We start from the raw sequence: 17,477 nt of genomic DNA, 5'->3' as shown, positions 1-17,477 counted from the left end.
TTGTCAGGACGTGAGGCGGCGGCGGCGTGCGCTGGCGGGGGCGTCGCGTCCCAGCGTCTCACCCCGGAAGAAGCCGGGACTCGCGATGCGCTGGGCGATCATCAGCACGAGTCCGACCACGATGATCACGACGGTGATCACGAACACGAGACCGACGCCGCCGATCTCCGAGCCCGAGCCGTAGTCGGGGCTCGCGCTGTCGATGAGGGTGGTGACGAACAGCACTGCGAGGATCAGCCCGCCGATCAGCGGCGCGAGCAGCGTCAGGAACACGTTGCGCACCGAGTCGAACCACTGCTTGCGGAAGTACCAGACGCACGCGAAGGCGGTGATGCCGTAGTAGAAGCAGATCATCGCGCCGAGGGCCGTGATGGTGTCGGTGAGGACGTTCTCGCTCAGCACGCGCATGACGGCGTAGAACGCCGAGGCGACGATCGCCGAGACGATGGTGGCGTAACCGGGGGTGAAGAAGCGGGGGCTCACCTTCGCGAACTTCCTCGGCAGCGCGTCGTAGTGCGCCATCGCCAGCAGCGTGCGGGCGGGCCCCACGAAGGTCGCCTGGAGCGAGGATGCCGAGCTGGTGAGCACCGCGAGCGAGACGAGGAACGCGAGCGGTCCGAGGATCGGCCCCGACAGGTGGAAGAAGACGTTCTCCTGGATGTCCTCGTTGCCGAGGCCGAGCTCCCCGGTGCCGTTGCCGGCGAACATCAGCAGCGCCACGGCGATGAGCAAGTACAGCGCGACGATGAGGAACACCGTGACGGTCGCGGCACGACCCGGCGTCTTGTCGGGGTCCTTCGTCTCCTCGTTCATGGTGAGGATGACGTCCCATCCCCAGAAGATGAAGATCGACAGCGAGAGCCCGGCGGCGAAGGCGCTGAAGGACGGGACCTCGAACGGGTTGAACCACGACAGCTCCACGGGGCTGGCGTCGAACGCGTTGCCGTTCAGCATCTCGACGACGGCTGCTCCCGCGAAGACCAGCAGGACGAGGATCTGGAAGCCGACCAGACCGTACTGCAGGCGCTGCGTGGTCTGCAGGTCGCGGTACGACACGACCGTGGCCAGGAACATGAACAGCAGGCACACCGCGACGTTGATGGGCACGACGCGGGTGAGCTCGGCGATCTCGGCGTTGCCCGTGATCTGCGCGATCAGCAGGAACAGGAAGTCCACCGCGATGCCGGCGAGGTTCGACAGCACGATGACGGTGGCGGCGATCAGCCCCCAGCCCGCCATCCACCCCACCCACGGACCGAAGGCGCGGGCTGCCCAGGTGAAGGAGGTGCCGGCATCCGGCATCCTCGAGTTCAGCTCGCGATAGCCGAGCGCCACCAGGAGCATGGGGATGAAGCCGACGAGGATGATCGCCGGCACCTGGAAGCCGACGGCCGAGACGGTGGGGCCGAGCGCGCCGGTGAGCGTGTAGGCCGGGGCGATGGTCGAGATGCCGATGACGACGGCGCCGATCATGCCGATCGAACCGACCCGCAGGCCCTTGTTGGAGATGCCGGTGGTGACGGCGCTGTCGGGCGCGGGGCTCGCGCCGCCCAGGGAGCTGGTCATGAGGAGGCCTCCGAGGTGCGCGGCACCACGATCATGGGGACGGGGAGGGCGCGGAGGATCCGGCCCGCGGTGGAGCCGAGGAAGAGGCGCCGCGGCTGCGCGAGACGGCTCGAGCCGACGAGGGCGACCTCGCCGGGATGCCAGTCGATGCGCGAGACCGCGTCCTCGATGTCGGAGCCGGCGCCGACGACGGCCTCGGCCTCGATCTCGGCGGGAAGGGACGTGCGGACGGCGTCGAGCACGCTCTGGGCGTGCGCCTGGCCGGTCAGACGCGTGAGCGAGGCGTCCACGCGGCCGGGCAGATCGACGCCCGCGAGCGAGAGCAGCCGCAGGGGCGCCTGCGAACGACGGGAGAGGGATGCCGCGGTGTCGAGCAGGACGTCGGCTCCGGGGCGGGTGCCGATCGCGGCGGTGACGCGCGGCAGCCCGACGGACGGGTCCACCTCGCGCGCCCCTTCGGGAGCCAGCGCGACGGGGACCGGCGCGGAGTGGACGAGCTCCTCGGCGGTGGTTCCGAGGCGGTGCCGGCCGCGGGGTGCTCCCCCGCCGGTGCCGACGACGATCACGCCGGCGCCGAACTCCTCGGCGGCGGCGACGAGCCCGTCCGACACCGCGTGGGCGGAGCGGACATGACCACGGATGCCGGGATACGGCGCCACGGCCTCGCGAAGCCATCCGCGGGCGGTGTCCTGGACGAGACGCTCGTACCCGGCGTCCGTCGGGATCGAGACGTTGTTCTCGGCGGAGGGCAGGACGACCACCGCATGCACGGGCGCGCCGAGTGCCGCACCCAGTCGGGCCCCGAGCGCGAGCGCGTCGGCGCCCGCGTCGGTGGCGGTGTACCCGACGACGACGCGGTCGCCGCTCATCCGCGCGTCCGCTCGAGGATCTCCTCGGCCGCGCGGCGGCCCTGGCGGATCGCTCCGTCGACGTGCTGGAACCCGGCGCCGGCCATGTCGCTGCACGCGAGGTGGAGGGGGCCGACGGGCTCGCGCAGGTCCGCGCCGTAGCGGTGCAGGCCGCCCAGGTCGAAGCTGCCGGCGTAGGCGCCGCGCGTCCACTCCTCGGTGCCCCAGTCGCTCTCGTAGTAGACGACGGGCTCCTTCGCCTCGGGTCCGTAGTAGCGGGAGAGCGAGTCGAGGATGCGCTCCTTGCGCTCCTCGGGGCTCAGCCGGAACAGGTCGTCGGCGTTCTGATCGGACACGAAGCCCACGAGGGTTCCGCGCTCGTCGCCGTGGTTGGTGTTGTCGTATGCCTCGTGGCAGAGCTCGTAGGGGCTGAAGGCGGTGCCCGACAGACCCTTGTCGCGCCAGAACGGCGTCTCGTAGACGGCGTGCACCTTGATGACGAAGCCCATCGAGAAGTGCTGGTGCATCTGGTGCTGCAGGCGCGGCAGCGGCGGCTCGAACGAGATGCGCGGGTACAGGACGGGCGCCAGCGCGAGGATCGCGAAGCGGGCGCGGACGGTGACGCCGTCGGCGATCACGGTGACTCCCGCGGAGGAGGTCTTCGCGGCTTCGACGCGGGCGGTCAGGGCGCGCAGGTCGTCGACGCGCTGCCCCGTCGCGGAGTCGGCCGCGCGGTCCGGCGTCGCGACCGCCTCGGCGCCCCAGAGGATGCGCCGCACCGGCTGGTTGAGCAGCACGTCGTCGCCGAGACGCTCGGCGAGCAGCTCGGGCACCTGCTGGAGGCCGCCGGCCACGCGCTTGTCGAGGATGAAGTCCGCGTCGACGAGGTTCGAGTAGGAGCCCGCGGATGCCGCCATGTGCAGCGACTGCAGCAGCGAGAAGGTGTGCGTGGGCTTGGTGAGCATCGCCGACCCCGTGGCGAAGGCGAGGTTGCGGACGGCCTCGTCGTCGTCGGTCTGCTGTCGGAGCCAGGCGTCCCACGAGATCGCGTCCCACTCGGCGGCCTTCGGGTGGGCCCACGGGCGGTCGGGGTCGATCTCGGCGACCATGGCGTCCAGACGCGCGGTGACCTCGTCGATGGCCTTCTCGGTCTCGGGGGCGACGGGGAACATCTCGCCGGTGAAGCGCTTCGTCTGACCGTCGGGGCCCACGTAGACGCTGTCGCCCTCGCGGTAGCGGCTGTAGGTCGACAGTCCCAGGTCGGCGACGGTGTCGATGAGCGCCGTCTGGTCCGGCGAGACCCACTGGCCGCCCAGCTCGAGCATCGCGCCGTCGATCACGTCGGTCCACAGGCGCCCGCCGACGCGGTCGCGCGCCTCCAGCACGACGACCGACAGGCCGGCCTTGCGCAGGTCGTTGGCGGCGGTGAGTCCGGCGGCGCCGGCTCCGATGACGACCACGTCTCGGGTGATCTCGTCCATGAAAGCTTCCTTACTCGTCGTTCGCGCGGGGGTGTCGAGGTGATCCCGGCGGCGGCGGTGTCCGGGCGCACACGCCGCCGGGCGTTCCTCAGGTGCGGGCGAGGGCGGCCGCGACGACGTCGAGGCCCTCGTTCAGCAGGTCGTCGCCGATCGACAGCGGCGGCAGGAACCGGATGACGTTGCCGTAGGTGCCGCACGTGAGGACGATGACGCCCTCGGCGATGGCGGCCTTCGCGACAGCCGACGTGAGCGCGGCGTCGGGCGCCCCGGTGGCGGGGTCGACGAACTCGGCCGCGATCATCGCGCCATGTCCGCGGACGTCGCCGATGCGCGGGTCGCCGGCCTGCAGCGCGCGCAGACGTCCGGTCAGCAGCTCGCCGATCTCCCGGGCCCGCTCGACGAGCCCCTCGTTCTCGAAGGCGTCGATGGATGCCAGCGCCGCGGCGCACGCGATGGGGTTGCCGCCGTAGGTCCCTCCCAGGCCGCCGGTGTGGGTGGCATCCATGATCTCCGCCCGGCCGGTGACGGCGGCGAGCGGGAGACCGCCGGCGATGCCCTTCGCGGTGGTGACGAGATCCGGGACGATGCCGAAGTGCTCGGACGCGAACATGGCGCCGGTGCGGGCGAAGCCGGACTGCACCTCGTCGGCGATGAAGACGACGCCGTTCTCGCGGCACCAGTCGACGATCGCGTTCAGGAAGCCGTCGGCGGGGACGATGAAGCCGCCCTCGCCCTGGATGGGCTCGATGATGACGGCGGCGAGGTTCTCGGCGCCGACCTGCTTCTCGATGAGCGAGATGGCCTTCGCGGCGGCGTCGGGACCCGACAGGCCGTCGCGGAAGGGGTACGACAGCGGGGCGCGGTAGACCTCGGCGGCGAAGGGGCCGAAACCGCTCTTGTACGGCATGTTCTTCGCGGTGAGCGCCATCGTCAGGTTGGTGCGGCCGTGGTACGCGTGGTCGAAGGCGACGACGGCCTGACGGCCGGTGTGCTTGCGGGCGATCTTGACCGCGTTCTCCACGGCCTCGGCGCCGGAGTTGAACAGCGCGCTCTTCTTCGCGTGATCGCCGGGGGTGAGGCGGTTGAGGGCCTCGGCGACGGCGACGTACGACTCGTACGGCGAGATCATGAAGCACGTGTGGGTGAAGGCGGCGACCTGCTCCTGCACGGCGGCGACGACGGCCGGGTGGGCGTTGCCGACGCTGGTGACGGCGATGCCCGAGCCCAGGTCGATGAGCGAGTTCCCGTCGGCGTCGACGACGACCCCTCCGCCCGCGGCGACGGCCTCGATCGGCACGGTGTGACCGACGCCGGATGCCACGGCGGCGGCCTTGCGGGCCAGCAGCTCCTGCGAGCGCGGGCCGGGGATGGCGGTGACGAGGCGGCGCTCCTGGGCGAGGGTCGGACCGCCGACGGCGGGGAGGGTGTCGAGGCTCATGGCGGCGATGCTACGGAGCACGCGCCGCGGCCCGCACTGTGCGGGCTGTACAGTTCGAGGCATCCCCGTGTACGAACCGTATAGGAGCGACCGTGGCAGAGCCCGCCGCCGTGCCCCCGACGCTGCGCGCCCTGCTCGGGCGCCGCGATCTGCGTCTGCGCCTGGCCCTGGACGAGTCCGCGCTGCCCGGCGGGAGCCTGGACCGCGCCGCGCGATGGGTGCACTCGAGCGACCTCGCCGATCCCACGCCGTTCCTCAGCGAGGGGCTCGTGCTGCTGACCACCGGCACGCAGTTCGCCGACGCCGCGCCCGCCGACTACGACGCGTACGTCGACCGGCTGTCGGCGCGGGGGGTCGTGGGGCTCGGCTTCGGAACGGAGGTCGTCCGCGACGGCATCCCGGCGCATCTCGCCGCCGCGTGCCTCACGGCCGGCATGCCCCTCTTCGAGGTGCCGTACCGCACCCCGTTCATCGCGGTGGCGCGGGCGGGCGCCGAGGCGATCGCCGCGGAGGCGTACGCCCGTCGGAGCTGGTCCCTCGCGGCGCAGCGCGCCGTGTCGCTCGCGGCCCTGCGCCCCGACGGGCTGTCCGCCACCCTGGCCGAGCTGTCCCGGCAGCTGGACTGCTGGGTGGGCCTCTACGACGCCTCCGGCGCCCTGCGCACCGCCCACCCGACCGGGACGATGGATGCCGACACCCTCGGCATCCTGGCCGGCGACGTGGCCGAGGTGCTCCGCCGCGGCACGCGGGCGGGATCGGCGCTGCGGGTGAACGGCGCCGAGGCGACCCTGCAGACCCTCGGACGCGGCGGGCAGCTGCGGGGCGTCGTCGCGATCGTCGGCACCGACCTGGATCACGAGGCGCGTAGCGTCGTCACGGCCGTCGTCGCCATGGCGGGTCTCGCCCTGGAGCAGCAGGACGGACTCGGCCGGGCCGTCGGCGCCCTGCGCGCCGGGCTCGTGCAGTCGCTGCTGAGCGACGACCCGTCCCTCGCGCGGCGCGCGGCGCGCGAGCTGTGGGGCGCGCTTCCGACCGCCCCGGTCGTGGTGGGGCTGACGCCGGCCGCATCGGTGCGGTCGCGGGCTCTCGTGGAGTGGTTGGAGGCGCGCGCGCACGAGCAGCTGTTCTTCGGCCGCGGCGACGACGGCGTGGTGCTGGTCGTCCCGGCGACGTCCCGCGCGCTGATGGACGAGACCGCGGAACGGTTCGACCTCGTGGTCGGGGTGTCGGCCCCCACAGCGTACGACGCCTTCTCGAGCGCGCTCGCGCAGGCCCGCACGGCCCGCGACCGCGCCTCCGCCCCCGGCGTGGCGGACTTCGCCGACGCGTCCCGGGCGGGGGTGCTCTCCGCGCTCGGCTCCGACGCCGCCCGCACCGTCGCGGCCGGCGTGCTCGCCCCGCTGCGGCAGCACGACGACGCCCAGGGCGCGGCACTCGTCGTCACCCTCGACGCGTGGCTGGCCCACGACTGCTCGCACGAAGCGACGGCCCAGGCCCTCGGCATCCATCGCCACACCGTCCGGGCGCGCGTGGCGCAGGCCGAGCGGGTGCTGCACCGGGACCTGTCGTCCTTCGCCGCGCGCGCCGAGATCTGGACGGCGCTGCGCCTCGCGGAGTGACGGCCCGCCCGTCTCAGAACGCGACGCCGCAGCGCAGCACGACGTTGGCGTAGGGCGTCTGGTCGCCCGTGCGGACGAAGAGGCGGGCCGAGGCGCTCCGCCGTTTGAGCTCGCTGTGGGACACGAACTCGATGTCGGGGAAACGAGAGGTGATGAAGTCCCGGGCGTCCGAGTCCGCGCTCTCCTCCGCGGCGAGCCCCGCTTCGAACACCACCTCCTCCTGCAGCGCATGGGCGACCTGGGCGAAGCTCGGGATGCCGGCGACCAGCGCCAGATCGACCACGGCCACCCCGGGGGGAACGGGCAGGCCCCGGTCGGCGACGACGACGAGGTCGCCGTGGCCGAGTCGGCTGATCGCCTCGTTCAGCGCCGCGTTGAGGATGCCCCCGCGCTTCACGGCGCTCCCGCCGAGGACCCGGCGGCCGGGTCGTCCGCGGCCTCGGTCCCGACGACCCGCTCCCCCGCCGCCGCGGGAGGGAGCACGGTGTCGGCCGTCGGGTACGAGGTCTGCGTCCCGGGCGAGGTGACGGCGTGGGCCGCGACACGGACCGCCTGCCGCACGGCCTCCGTCATCTCCACGCCCGCCGCGAGCGCGCCCGCCAACGCGCCGACGAAGGCGTCCCCCGCACCCGTGGTGTCGACGGCCTGCACGCGCGGAGCAGGGATGTGGACGATACCGTCGTCCGTCGTCACGAGCGCGCCCGCCGCGCCTCGGGTGATCACGACCGAGGGTATGCCGAAAGCGAGAAGTGCCGCGGCCGCCGCGGCATCGCGAGGGAGATCCGCGCCTGCGTCGTCGTCCGTCCACGACCCCGGCTGGACACGCTGACGGAGGAGTCGGGCTTCGTGCTCGTTGACCACCAGCGGGTCGGCCCGCCGCAGCGTGCGCTCGTCCACATCCACCACCGGCGCGAGGTTGAGGAGGAAACGCGAGAGGGTGATCTCCGCGAGACGGTCGATGCCGGCGACGGGGATCTCTCCCTGCGCCACCACGACGGCCGCGCGAGCGATCGTGCCGGCGGAGGCGTCGATCGCCGCGGCGGTCATCGCCCCGTTCGCGCCCGGGACCACGACGATCGTGTTCTCGGCGCCGACCGTCTCGGCCACCGTGACGACCGCGAGGCCCGTCGGCGTCCCGGTCGCCGTGCGCACCTCGTCGAGCTCGACACCGGCGTCGGCGAGCACCTGAAGGGCGTCGTCGCGGCGCCCGTCGTCGCCGACCGCTCCGACCATGACGGTCCGGATGCCGCGACGCGCAGCCGCCACAGCCTGATTGGCGCCTTTCCCTCCCGGCGAGAGCGTCATCGACGAGGCGATGAGCGTCTCACCGGGGAGGGGGAGCCGATCGGCGACGATGCGCTGGTCGACGTTGATCGACCCGACGACGACGACGGTCGGCTCAGGCAGGGAGGTCATTTGGTGAAGTCGCCCACGTTGTCGGCCGTCACGGTGATGACCTCGACGGCCTCGTCGGCGGCCCCCTCGCCGCGCAGGGCCTTGACGGCCTGCTGCACCGCCAGGGAACCGAGCTGGGCCGGCTGCTGAGCGATCGTGCTCGTCATGGTCCCGGCCTCGATCGCCGCGATGCCGTCGGCGGTGCCGTCGAAGGCGGCCACCTTGACGTCGGTGCCCGCGCGGGAGCCGAGGGCCTGGATCGCACCGAGGCCCATCTCGTCGTTCTCGGCGAAGATGCCGACGACACCCGGGTTGGCCTGCAGCAGGTTGGTCGTGACGTCCAGCGCCTGGGCACGGTCGAAGTTGGCCGTCTGCGTCGCGACGACCGTGATGTCGGGGTAGGCCGCGAGACCCTTCTGGAAGCCCTCGCCGCGGTCGCGGCTCGCGGACGTGCCCGCCACACCCTGCAGCACGATGACCTGCCCCGTCCCCCCGATCGCCTCGGCGAGGGCGATGGCCGCCTGCTCTCCTCCGGCCACGTTGTCACTGGCGACGAAGGAGGCGACATCGGCGCCGTTGACCGCGCGGTCGACTGCGACGATCGGCTTGCCCGCCTCGTTCAGCGCGACGGCCGAGGAGGACACCGCATCGCTGTCGACGGCGTTGATGATGACAGCGTCGGCGGTGGTCGCCGCCGTGGCCAGCTGATTCGCCTGCGTGGCCGAGTCGTTCTGCGCGTCGGTGATCTGCAGCTCGACGCCGAGCTCGTCCGCCTCGGCCTGCGCGCCGTCACGCAGCTCGATGAAGAAGGGGTTGTTGAGCGTCGACAGCGAGAGGACGACGGTGGGGCGGTCGGAGCCGCCGGCGGAGCCGCTGTCGCGGTTGCAGGCGGTGAGTCCGACGGACACGAGTGCGGCGATGGCGGCGACGGACGCGACCTTGCGCCAGGTGAAGGGGGCCATGACGATCCTGTTCTGAGTGATGTGGAGGTGGTGAGGGAGGAGAAGAGGGAGGGCGCCGGTCAGGCGTTGCGGGTCTTGCGGCGGATGACGTCGAATCCGACCGCCAGCGCGATGACGACGCCGATGACGACCTGCTGCCAGAACGACGACACGTCGAGGAGGTTCAGGCCGTTGCGGATGACCACGAGCACGAGCGCGCCGATGACGGTGCCCGAGATCCGTCCGACGCCACCGGCGAGGCTCGCGCCGCCGATGACGACCGCCGCGATCGCGTCGAGCTCGTAGCCGACGCCCAACTGGGGCTGGACCGAGTCGAGCCGGCCCGCAAGGAGCAGCCCGCCGAGCGCCGCGAAGGTGCCCGAGAGGGCGAAGACCGTCACGACGATGCGCTTGACCGGGAGACCCGAGAGCCGGGCGGCCTCGGCATTGCCGCCGACGGCGTACATCGAGCGACCGATCACCGTGCGGTTGAGGATGAACGAGGCGATCAGGGCGGCGACCACGAGCACGAGGATGGGAACCGGGACGGGCCCGATGGACGATCCCAGGAACGACACCTCCGGAGAGGTGGGGATCGGCACGCCGTCCGAGATGACGAGGGTGAGGCCCCGCGCAACGCTCAGCATCGCCAAGGTCGCGATGAACGACGGCAGCTTTCCGTAGGCGCTGGCCAGACCACTCACCGTCCCCGTCACCGCACCGGTGACGAGCCCCAGGAGGAGCGTCAGCCAGCCGGGCAGGCCCGCGTCGGCGTACAACCAGGCCGACGCCATCGACGACAGCGCGGCCACCGAGCCCACGGAAAGGTCGATGCCGCCCGCGACGATGACGAACGTCATCCCGAAGGCGAGCACGGCGACGGTCGACACCTGGATGCCGATGTTGAGGAGGTTCGGGCCGGTGAGGAAGTCGGGGGTGGCGATGAACAGCGCCACGCACAGAACGACGAGCCCGACGAGCGCACCGTTGTTGGCGAGGAACCTGGTGACCCGCGTCGAGACGGTGGCAGGGGTCGGGGTCGACGTGGTCGCAGTGGTCATGAGGGGGTCTCTTCTTCGTCGTCGGAGATGGCCGGGCCCGGGCGGGAGGTGTCGGTGTCGTCGGTAGGGACGTCGGAGGGGACAGAGGCCACGACGTCTTCGGTGTCGAGCGCTGCAAGGCTCATCAACAGGTCCTGGGTGGCGTCGGCCGCCGCGACCTCCCCGGCGATGACCCCGTCGCGCATCACGAGGATGCGATCGCTCATGCCCATGACCTCGGGCAGCTCGCTCGAGACCATCACCACCGCTCCCCCGGCATCGGTGATGCGGTTGATGAGCTCGTAGATCTCGACCTTCGCCCCCACGTCGACACCGCGCGTGGGCTCGTCGAGCAGGAGCACGCTCGAACCGGCGATGATCCAACGCCCGAAGACGGCCTTCTGCTGATTGCCGCCGGAGAGCGACCGGATCTCCTGGTCGATGTCGCGCATGCGGATGCGCAGCTGAGCGGCGACGTCCTCGGCCTTGCGTCGTTGCCCGGCGAAGTCGACCAGACCGGCGCGGGCCGTGGACGCGAAGGTCGCGAGGCCCAGGTTCTCGTTGATGGAAGCGCCGAGGACGAGGCCCTGCGCCTTACGGTCCTCCGGCACGTGTCCGATGCCGGCCGCGACCGCACCGGCGATGTCGCCGCGCTTGAGCGTCTTCCCGCGCACCGTGACCGATCCGCTGGTGTAGCGGTCGACCCCGGCGATCGCCCGGATGACCTCGGTCCGTCCGGCACCGACCAGCCCGGCGATGCCCACGACCTCCCCGGCGCGGGCGGTGAACGTCACGTCGCGGAAGGACGTCGAGGTCAGACCGTCGACCCGGAGCACCTCCGCCGCGGACGGGTCGACGCGCGGAGTACGGGGGTACTGCTCGTCGATGCTGCGCCCCACCATCAACCGGACCAGCTCGTCCTCGCCGGTGGATGCCGGAACCTCCGCGACGAAATGGCCGTCGCGCAGCACGGCGACGGTGTCGCCGATCTCGGCGATCTCGTCGAGATGGTGGCTGATGAACAGCATCCCGACCCCGCGTCCGCGCAGCTGGGCGACGACGGCGAACAGCGCCTCGGTCTCGTGGCGCGTCAGCGCGGCGGTCGGCTCGTCCAGGATGAGGATTCGCGCGTCGACGCTCAGCGCCTTGGCGATCTCGACCAACTGCTGACGGGCGATGCCCAGTTCGCCCACTTTCTGATCGAGGTCGACGCGCAGGCCGATCAGGTCGAGCGCGGCCTGCGCGCGGCGACGCAGCTCTCGACGATCGACGAGACCGAATCGGCGCGGATAGCGCCCCATCATCACGTTCTCCGCGACGCTGAGCGAGGGCACGAGGTTCAGCTCCTGGTGGATCGTCGCAATGCCGAGACGTTCCGCGGCGAGCGCATTCGGGAGGTCCACGGGGGAACCGTCGACGAGTACCCGCCCACGGTCGGGTTGATACACGCCCGCCATCATCTTGATGAGCGTCGACTTGCCCGCGCCGTTCTCTCCGAGAAGCACCTGCACCTGACCGGCGCGCACGTGCACGGTCACGTCCTCGATCACGCGAACCGGCCCGAAGGCCTTGCTGACCCCCTCGAGGGTGAGCAGCGCGGGAGGGGCGGTTTCGCTCATGACGGGTTCCTCGGAGACGGGGGCGCGGCGGTCGAGGAGCGTACGATCAGCTCGCTCGGAAGGGTGACGGAGGCCGGGGTCTCGCCGGCGATCACGGCGTGCAGGAGTTGGACGGCGGTGCGGCCCATCTCGTCGACGTTGTGACCGATGACGGTCAGCGCCGGATCGAGCAGCGAGAACCACTCGACGTCGTCGAAACCGATCAGCGACACGTCGGTGCCGATGCGCCGACCCCCTCGCGTGAGCATCGCGATCGCACCGACCGTCATGAGGCTGTCGGCGGCGACGACGGCGGTGGGCGGTGCGGCGAGATCGAAGAGGTGGTGCACGGCGGCCGAGCCGCTCGCCGCCTGGAAGTCGCCCTCGAAGACGAGATCGGGGTCGTTGCTCAGCCCCGTCTGTTCGACGGCATCGAGCCAGGCAGCCAGACGCTCGCGTCCGGTCGAGACGGTCTGGGGTCCGGCGATGAATCCGACGCGGTCGTGACCGAGCGCACGCAGGTGCTCCGCGGCGTGACGAAGGCCCGGTGCGCTGTCGGTCGTAACGCTCGGGACGGCGATTCCCGGGAGGGTGCGGTCGACGAAGACGGTGGGGATGCCGCGGCGCAGGAGCGCGTCGATGGAGGCCGAGTCGCCCCCCTGCGGGGCGATGATCGCGCCGTCCACGCGCCGGGAGATGAGCGTGTCGAGGTAGCGGTCTTGCTGGGCGTGGTCCTCGTTCGCGTTGCCGAGCAGGGTCACGTACCCCTCGACGAGCAGTTCCTGCTCGATCGCGTGGGCGAGGTCGGCGAAGAAGGCGTTGCGGACGTCGGAGACGAGCAGACCGATCGTGTCGGACCGCGTCGACCGCAGCGCGCGCGCCTGGGCATTGGGGTGGAAATCCAGCTCCCGCACGGCGGCGGCCACACGCTCGCGCGCCTCGGGCGAGGTCGCGGGGTTGCCGGAGAGGACGCGGGAGGCGGTCGCTGCGGAGACACCGGCCCGTGCCGCCACGTCCTTCAGCGTCACTGCGCCCGTCGCGGGTCCCGTCATGGCGGTGGTCCTTCGTACGTCGTTGTCTATGGAATCGATTCCATGGAAAGGATTCCATCACTGTACGACAGGGTCTCGCCACCTGTCAACGCGACGGTGACGACCTCCGCGAGCACAGCTGCGGACCGTCCGACGACACGCCGCCGCCCGGCCGCCGCGACCGGAGTGTCGCCGGAGATCTCCGCGGTCGTGCACGGATGGCGGGGCGCGCACGACTCCTCCACAGGCACATCTGTTCACAGAAGGCCGCGGGAAGCAGGTGGGAGGCCGCGGTGGACGTAACGCTGTCAGGATGTGCGCGCTCGATCACGGCATCCGGACATTCGCCGACCTCCGCGCGGGGGGTCGGTCGCGTCGAAGCATCTCCCACGCGGTCGCGTCCGGGTCCCTCGTCCACGTGAGGAGGGGGGTGTACGCGGATGCCGGAACGTGTGCACCCGTTCGGACGGCCGCGTTGCACGGCGGAAGCGCGGCATGCGTCACGGCGGCTCGCCACCGCGGCCTCTGGACGGTCGCGGCGGCCGAGGAGATCCACGTCTGGCTGGGCAATGGAGGGCACGCGTACGACCACGGAGACTGTCGCTGCCGGCCGCATTGGGACGACGCCGCCGAGGACGTCCTCGCCCCTCTCCCCCTCCCCCTCGTCCTTCGTCAGATCCCCGGATGCCGCGGGGTCGAGGAGTTCTTCGTGGCCGTGGAGTCCGCCCTGCGTCAGAAGCTGTTGGCGACGGCGGACATCGACTGGCTGCGGCGGAACACGAACGGTGCCGGCCGCGACGCCCTCTCCTTCGCCCGGTCCGATTCCGACAGCGGCCTCGAGTCGATCGTTCGATGGCGACTACGGCGATGGAACATCCCGGTGCGCACCCAGGTGGGCATCGTCTCGGTGGGACGGGTCGATCTCCTCATCGGGGACACACTGATCGTCGAGGTCGACGGCGCGGAATATCACGACGGCGCATCGCACCGGCATCGCGATCTCGTCCGCGACGCTCACGCGGCGATCTGGGGCTTCATCACCCTGCGTTTCGATTACGCCCTCATCATGCACGACTGGGACACCGTCGAACGGGCGATCCTCGCCCACGTCGACCGTCGTCGACATGTCGCTCCGTAACCTCGGCCGTGCACAACGGCGGACATCTGGCCGCACACGCCGTCACGGCGGCATCCCGGATCGGCGTGTCGAAATCTGGTCCGCCGTTGTGCACGGCTGGCACGCGGCCGGTCAGGACGGGGCGTGGCCCTCGAGGAACTCGTACATCTCGGTCGTGTCCACGCCGGGGAACGCCCCGGTCGGAAGGGTCGCGAGAAGGGTCCGCGGGGTCCGCACGTTGGGCCACGCCGCGCCCCGCCACGCGGCCTCGAGCTCGACGGGCGCCCGGCGGCAGCAGGTCTCGACGGCATGCCGCGACACCCCTCGGTTCGCCGTGTCGCGGCCGCGGAACCACTTCGTGTCGTCGAAGCGCACGCCCACGCTCACGGAGTGCGCGCCCTCGCTGGACTGCTCCACGCGGGCCGTGCACCAGTACGTCCCGTTCCCGGTGTCGGTGTACTGGTAGTACGGGTTGAAGCGGTCGTCGACGTCGAACACCACGCGGCTCGTCCACCGCCGGCAGCACATCTGCCCCTCGATGGACCCGAGCCGGTCGGTCGGGAAGTTCACGTCGTCGTTCTCGTAGGCCTTCGTGATGGTGCCCGACTCGTGCACCTTGAGGAAGTGCACCGGGATGCCGAGATGCACGGTGGCCAGGTTGGTGAACCGGTGGGCCGCGGTCTCGTACGACACCGAGTACGCGTCGCGGAGGTCTTCGATGCTGATCGCCCGCCGTTCCTTCGCCTCGCGCAGCGCCGTCACGACGTCGCCCTCCGGCATCAGCAGCGCCCCGGTGAGGTAGTTCGTCTCCACGCGCTGCCGGAGGAACTCGTCGTAGCTCGTCGGCTCGCCGTGGCCGAGGAGGCGGCTGGACAGCGCCTGCAGCACCGCCGTCCGCGGGTCGCCCTTGGCCACCCCGGTCGACAGGTAGAGCCGGCCGTTCTTCACGTCCGCGATGCTGCGCGTCGACGAGGGCAGGTCGGGCACATAGTGCAGCGAGAACCCCAGATGGGCGGCGATGTCGCTCGCCGCGCGCTGCGTCAGCGGACCCCCGGGGTGGTCGACGGCGGAGAGGACACGGGATGCCTCGGCCTCCAGCTCCGGGAAGTGATTGTCCTGCGTGCGCATGAGCCGCCGCAGCGCCACGTTCGCCCGTCGCGCCTCCTCGGGCGTCGCCGAGCGCTCCTCGCGCAGCCGCTCGATCTCCCCTTGGAGGGCGAGCATCGCCGCCAGCACCTCGTCGGGCACCGACCGGCCGACGCGGAACGGCGCGATGCCGAGGGCTTGGAACGTCTGACCGCGCATCGCGCGCTCGACGGACACCTCGAGCGCGGTGCGCGGGTCCAGCGGCTCCGCATCCAGGAGCGCGTCGAGCTTGCACTCGAGGGCGCGCGCGATCGTCTGCAGCAGCGTGAGCTTCGCCTCGCGGTGGCCGTTCTCGATCATCGACAGCTGACTCGGGGCGCGGCCGACGGCCTGCGCGAGGTCGTCCAGCGTCATTCCGCGCGCGGTGCGCAGCTGTCGGATGCGGCGGCCGATCGTGAGGGTGTCCACCTCCTCATCGTCGATCGGGAGGGACGTCGAGGGAGCAGGAGCGCGCGTCGCCATACGGCACGATCTCACAGAAGCAGAAGATCGGTCCATCTTCTCCGCACGAACCTCGTCGGCAGGCGGGAGTGTTCGCCCACAGTTGTGGTCACGAGCCCCGCACACCCTTCCGAGAGGACGACCTCATGACCCTCATCACCGCTCCCCCGCTCACGACGACCCCGGCGTCCGCTCCGCACCTCCGCGTCGAGCGGCCGCTGGAGGGACAGGACGGAAGGATCCTCAGCCCGGCCGCGCTCGCCTTCCTCACCGAGCTGCACGACCGTTTCGCCCGCCGCCGGCACGACCGTCTCGCCGCCCGCGAGCGCCGTCGCTTCGAGATCGGTACGGGCGACGACCCGCACTTCCGCGCCGAGACGGCGTACATCCGCGACGACCCGTCGTGGCGGGTGGCGGGAGCCGGCCCGGGCCTGGAGGACCGCCGCGTCGAGATCACCGGACCGACCGACCCCAAGATGACCATCAACGCGCTGAACTCCGGTGCCCGCGTGTGGCTGGCCGACCAGGAGGATGCCACCTCCCCGACGTGGCGCAACGTGATCGGCGGTCAGCAGTCGCTGTTCGACGCCATCCGCGGTCAGCTCACCTACACGAACGCCGACGGCAAGGAGTACCGCGTCACCGCGGAGCGGACCCCGACGATCGTGATGCGCCCGCGCGGCTGGCACCTGCCCGAGAAGCACATGACGTTCATCGATCGGGCCGGCCGCGAGCTGGCGGCATCCGGTTCCCTCGTCGACTACGGGCTGTACGTGTTCCACAACGCCGACGCGCTGATCGCGGCCGGCCGCGGGCCCTACTTCTACCTGGCGAAGATCGAGTCGGCGGAGGAGGCGCGCCTGTGGGATGACGTGTTCTCGTTCACCGAGGAGCGACTCGGGCTGTCGCACGGCACGATCCGCGCCACGGTGCTGATCGAGACGCTGCCGGCCGCGTTCGAGATGGAGGAGATCCTCTTCGCCCTGCGCGACCACTGCGCGGGCCTGAACGCCGGCCGCTGGGACTACATCTTCTCGATCATCAAGACCTACCGCGGCCGCGGGGCGCGCTTCGTCCTGCCCGACCGCAGCGAGGTGACGATGACGGTGCCGTTCATGCGGGCCTACACCGAGCTGCTCGTGCAGACCTGCCACAAGCGGGGCGCGTACGCCATCGGCGGGATGAGCGCCTTCATCCCGAACCGCCGTCGCCCCGACGTGACGGAGGCGGCGTTCCAGAAGGTCGCCGCGGACAAGCGGCGCGAGGCCGGCGACGGCTTCGACGGCACCTGGGTGGCCCACCCCGACCTCATCCCGGTGGCCCGGGCGGAGTTCGACGCGGTGCTCGGCGACGAGCCGAACCAGCTCGGGCGCACCCGGGACGAGGTCGCCGTCGACGCCGCCGACCTGCTCGACCTGCGCATCGGTCTGCCCGTCACCGCGGCCGGGGTGCGCGGCAACGTCTCGGTGGCGATCCGCTACCTCGAGGCGTGGCTCCGGGGCCTCGGTGCCGTCGCCATCGACGACCTCATGGAGGACGCCGCCACCGCCGAGATCTCGCGCTCGCAGATCTGGCAGTGGATCCACCAGGATCGCGAGACCGCGGAGGGCGACGCCATCACCCGTGCCTACGTCGAGGGCATCGTCGCGGAGGTGCTGGCGGAGGTGCCGCGCACCGACGGCGACCGCTTCGACGACGCCGCCGAGATCTTCCGCGAGGTGGCCCTGCGGCCCGAGTTCCCGGCCTTCCTGACGCTGCCGGCCTACGCGAAGCACCTCGACTGACCCGCGGGTCGGACCCGCCCCCTCCCTCTTCC

At 71.5% G+C, this 17,477-nt stretch carries 14 protein-coding genes; 3 read left to right on the top strand and 11 right to left on the bottom strand.

The genetic code is table 11. The features are described from left to right. Positions 1-3 precede the first annotated feature (3 nt). The 4 genes from MRBLMI1_RS12795 to gabT form a co-directional block, all read right to left on the bottom strand. The gene (locus MRBLMI1_RS12795) at positions 4-1,566 is read right to left on the bottom strand and encodes an APC family permease (RefSeq protein ID WP_367733538.1); all 1,563 of its coding nucleotides are present in this window, start codon (positions 1,564-1,566) and stop codon (positions 4-6) included. After that, positions 1,563-2,435, bottom strand: a complete 873-nt coding sequence (locus MRBLMI1_RS12790) for a universal stress protein (protein WP_367733537.1) — start codon at positions 2,433-2,435, stop codon at positions 1,563-1,565. Before MRBLMI1_RS12790 ends, MRBLMI1_RS12795 begins: the two co-directional genes overlap by 4 nt. Then, positions 2,432-3,895: a flavin monoamine oxidase family protein gene (locus MRBLMI1_RS12785; RefSeq protein ID WP_367733536.1), complete on the bottom strand. Its 1,464-nt coding sequence runs from the start codon at positions 3,893-3,895 to the stop codon at positions 2,432-2,434. Before MRBLMI1_RS12785 ends, MRBLMI1_RS12790 begins: the two co-directional genes overlap by 4 nt. An 88-nt stretch (positions 3,896-3,983) precedes the next feature. After that, positions 3,984-5,333, bottom strand: coding sequence for a 4-aminobutyrate--2-oxoglutarate transaminase (gabT, locus tag MRBLMI1_RS12780; protein WP_367733535.1), 1,350 nt, complete (start codon positions 5,331-5,333; stop codon positions 3,984-3,986). 92 nt (positions 5,334-5,425) lie between these two features. Between gabT and MRBLMI1_RS12775 the strand changes: the two genes are divergently transcribed. Next, positions 5,426-6,952, top strand: coding sequence for a helix-turn-helix domain-containing protein (locus MRBLMI1_RS12775; protein ID WP_367733534.1), 1,527 nt, complete (start codon positions 5,426-5,428; stop codon positions 6,950-6,952). Between the two features lie 13 nt (positions 6,953-6,965). On the opposite strand, the gene rbsD is transcribed toward MRBLMI1_RS12775, so the two are convergent. Genes rbsD through MRBLMI1_RS12745 form a run of 6 tightly spaced genes read right to left on the bottom strand, consistent with a single transcriptional unit; the run spans position 6,966 to position 12,978 of the window. After that, complete coding sequence (gene rbsD / locus MRBLMI1_RS12770; protein ID WP_367733533.1) at positions 6,966-7,349, bottom strand: D-ribose pyranase; 384 nt, start codon at positions 7,347-7,349, stop codon at positions 6,966-6,968. Beyond that, positions 7,346-8,368: a ribokinase gene (locus MRBLMI1_RS12765; protein ID WP_367733532.1), complete on the bottom strand. Its 1,023-nt coding sequence runs from the start codon at positions 8,366-8,368 to the stop codon at positions 7,346-7,348. The genes rbsD and MRBLMI1_RS12765 overlap by 4 nt, the downstream gene beginning before the upstream one ends. Beyond that, entirely contained in the window at positions 8,365-9,309 is a 945-nt protein-coding gene (locus MRBLMI1_RS12760; RefSeq protein WP_367733531.1) for a substrate-binding domain-containing protein, read from the bottom strand. The genes MRBLMI1_RS12765 and MRBLMI1_RS12760 overlap by 4 nt, the downstream gene beginning before the upstream one ends. A 59-nt stretch (positions 9,310-9,368) precedes the next feature. After that, a complete protein-coding gene (locus MRBLMI1_RS12755) occupies positions 9,369-10,349 on the bottom strand; it encodes an ABC transporter permease (protein ID WP_367733530.1) in 981 nt (326 codons plus the stop codon). Continuing rightward, positions 10,346-11,947 (bottom strand): sugar ABC transporter ATP-binding protein, encoded by a 1,602-nt coding sequence (locus MRBLMI1_RS12750; protein ID WP_367733529.1) that lies wholly within the window; start codon positions 11,945-11,947, stop codon positions 10,346-10,348. Before MRBLMI1_RS12750 ends, MRBLMI1_RS12755 begins: the two co-directional genes overlap by 4 nt. Further along, positions 11,944-12,978, bottom strand: coding sequence for a LacI family DNA-binding transcriptional regulator (locus MRBLMI1_RS12745; RefSeq protein WP_367733528.1), 1,035 nt, complete (start codon positions 12,976-12,978; stop codon positions 11,944-11,946). Before MRBLMI1_RS12745 ends, MRBLMI1_RS12750 begins: the two co-directional genes overlap by 4 nt. Positions 12,979-13,432: 454 nt before the next feature. Between MRBLMI1_RS12745 and MRBLMI1_RS12740 the strand changes: the two genes are divergently transcribed. Beyond that, the gene (locus tag MRBLMI1_RS12740; protein WP_367733527.1) at positions 13,433-14,095 is read left to right on the top strand and encodes an endonuclease domain-containing protein; all 663 of its coding nucleotides are present in this window, start codon (positions 13,433-13,435) and stop codon (positions 14,093-14,095) included. 111 nt (positions 14,096-14,206) lie between these two features. Here the strand turns inward: MRBLMI1_RS12740 and MRBLMI1_RS12735 are convergent, their stop codons facing one another. After that, positions 14,207-15,682 (bottom strand): helix-turn-helix domain-containing protein, encoded by a 1,476-nt coding sequence (locus MRBLMI1_RS12735; protein WP_367733526.1) that lies wholly within the window; start codon positions 15,680-15,682, stop codon positions 14,207-14,209. Between the two features lie 125 nt (positions 15,683-15,807). Here MRBLMI1_RS12735 and aceB point away from each other — a divergent pair, with 125 nt between their 5' ends. Further along, the gene (gene aceB / locus MRBLMI1_RS12730; RefSeq protein ID WP_367733525.1) at positions 15,808-17,445 is read left to right on the top strand and encodes a malate synthase A; all 1,638 of its coding nucleotides are present in this window, start codon (positions 15,808-15,810) and stop codon (positions 17,443-17,445) included. The last annotated feature ends 32 nt before the right edge of the window (positions 17,446-17,477 follow it).

This window comes from Microbacterium sp. LMI1-1-1.1, assembly GCF_040815675.1.
Taxonomy (GTDB): Bacteria; Actinomycetota; Actinomycetes; order Actinomycetales; family Microbacteriaceae; genus Microbacterium.
The sequence above is the reverse complement of the archived record's forward strand: the minus strand, read 5'-3'. Positions and strand labels throughout refer to the sequence as shown.

Bases quoted from the DNA above. Each gene is read 5' to 3' on its own strand.
- MRBLMI1_RS12795 (WP_367733538.1), bottom strand. From the start codon at position 1,566: ATGACCAGCTCCCTGGGCGGCGCGAGCCCCGCGCCCGACAGCGCCGTC.
- MRBLMI1_RS12790 (WP_367733537.1), bottom strand. From the start codon at position 2,435: ATGAGCGGCGACCGCGTCGTCGTCGGGTACACCGCCACCGACGCGGGC.
- MRBLMI1_RS12785 (WP_367733536.1), bottom strand. From the start codon at position 3,895: ATGGACGAGATCACCCGAGACGTGGTCGTCATCGGAGCCGGCGCCGCC.
- gabT (WP_367733535.1), bottom strand. From the start codon at position 5,333: ATGAGCCTCGACACCCTCCCCGCCGTCGGCGGTCCGACCCTCGCCCAG.
- MRBLMI1_RS12765 (WP_367733532.1), bottom strand. From the start codon at position 8,368: ATGACCTCCCTGCCTGAGCCGACCGTCGTCGTCGTCGGGTCGATCAAC.
- MRBLMI1_RS12760 (WP_367733531.1), bottom strand. From the start codon at position 9,309: ATGGCCCCCTTCACCTGGCGCAAGGTCGCGTCCGTCGCCGCCATCGCC.
- MRBLMI1_RS12755 (WP_367733530.1), bottom strand. From the start codon at position 10,349: ATGACCACTGCGACCACGTCGACCCCGACCCCTGCCACCGTCTCGACG.
- MRBLMI1_RS12750 (WP_367733529.1), bottom strand. From the start codon at position 11,947: ATGAGCGAAACCGCCCCTCCCGCGCTGCTCACCCTCGAGGGGGTCAGC.
- MRBLMI1_RS12745 (WP_367733528.1), bottom strand. From the start codon at position 12,978: ATGACGGGACCCGCGACGGGCGCAGTGACGCTGAAGGACGTGGCGGCA.
- MRBLMI1_RS12735 (WP_367733526.1), bottom strand. From the start codon at position 15,682: ATGGCGACGCGCGCTCCTGCTCCCTCGACGTCCCTCCCGATCGACGAT.
- aceB (WP_367733525.1), top strand. From the start codon at position 15,808: ATGACCCTCATCACCGCTCCCCCGCTCACGACGACCCCGGCGTCCGCT.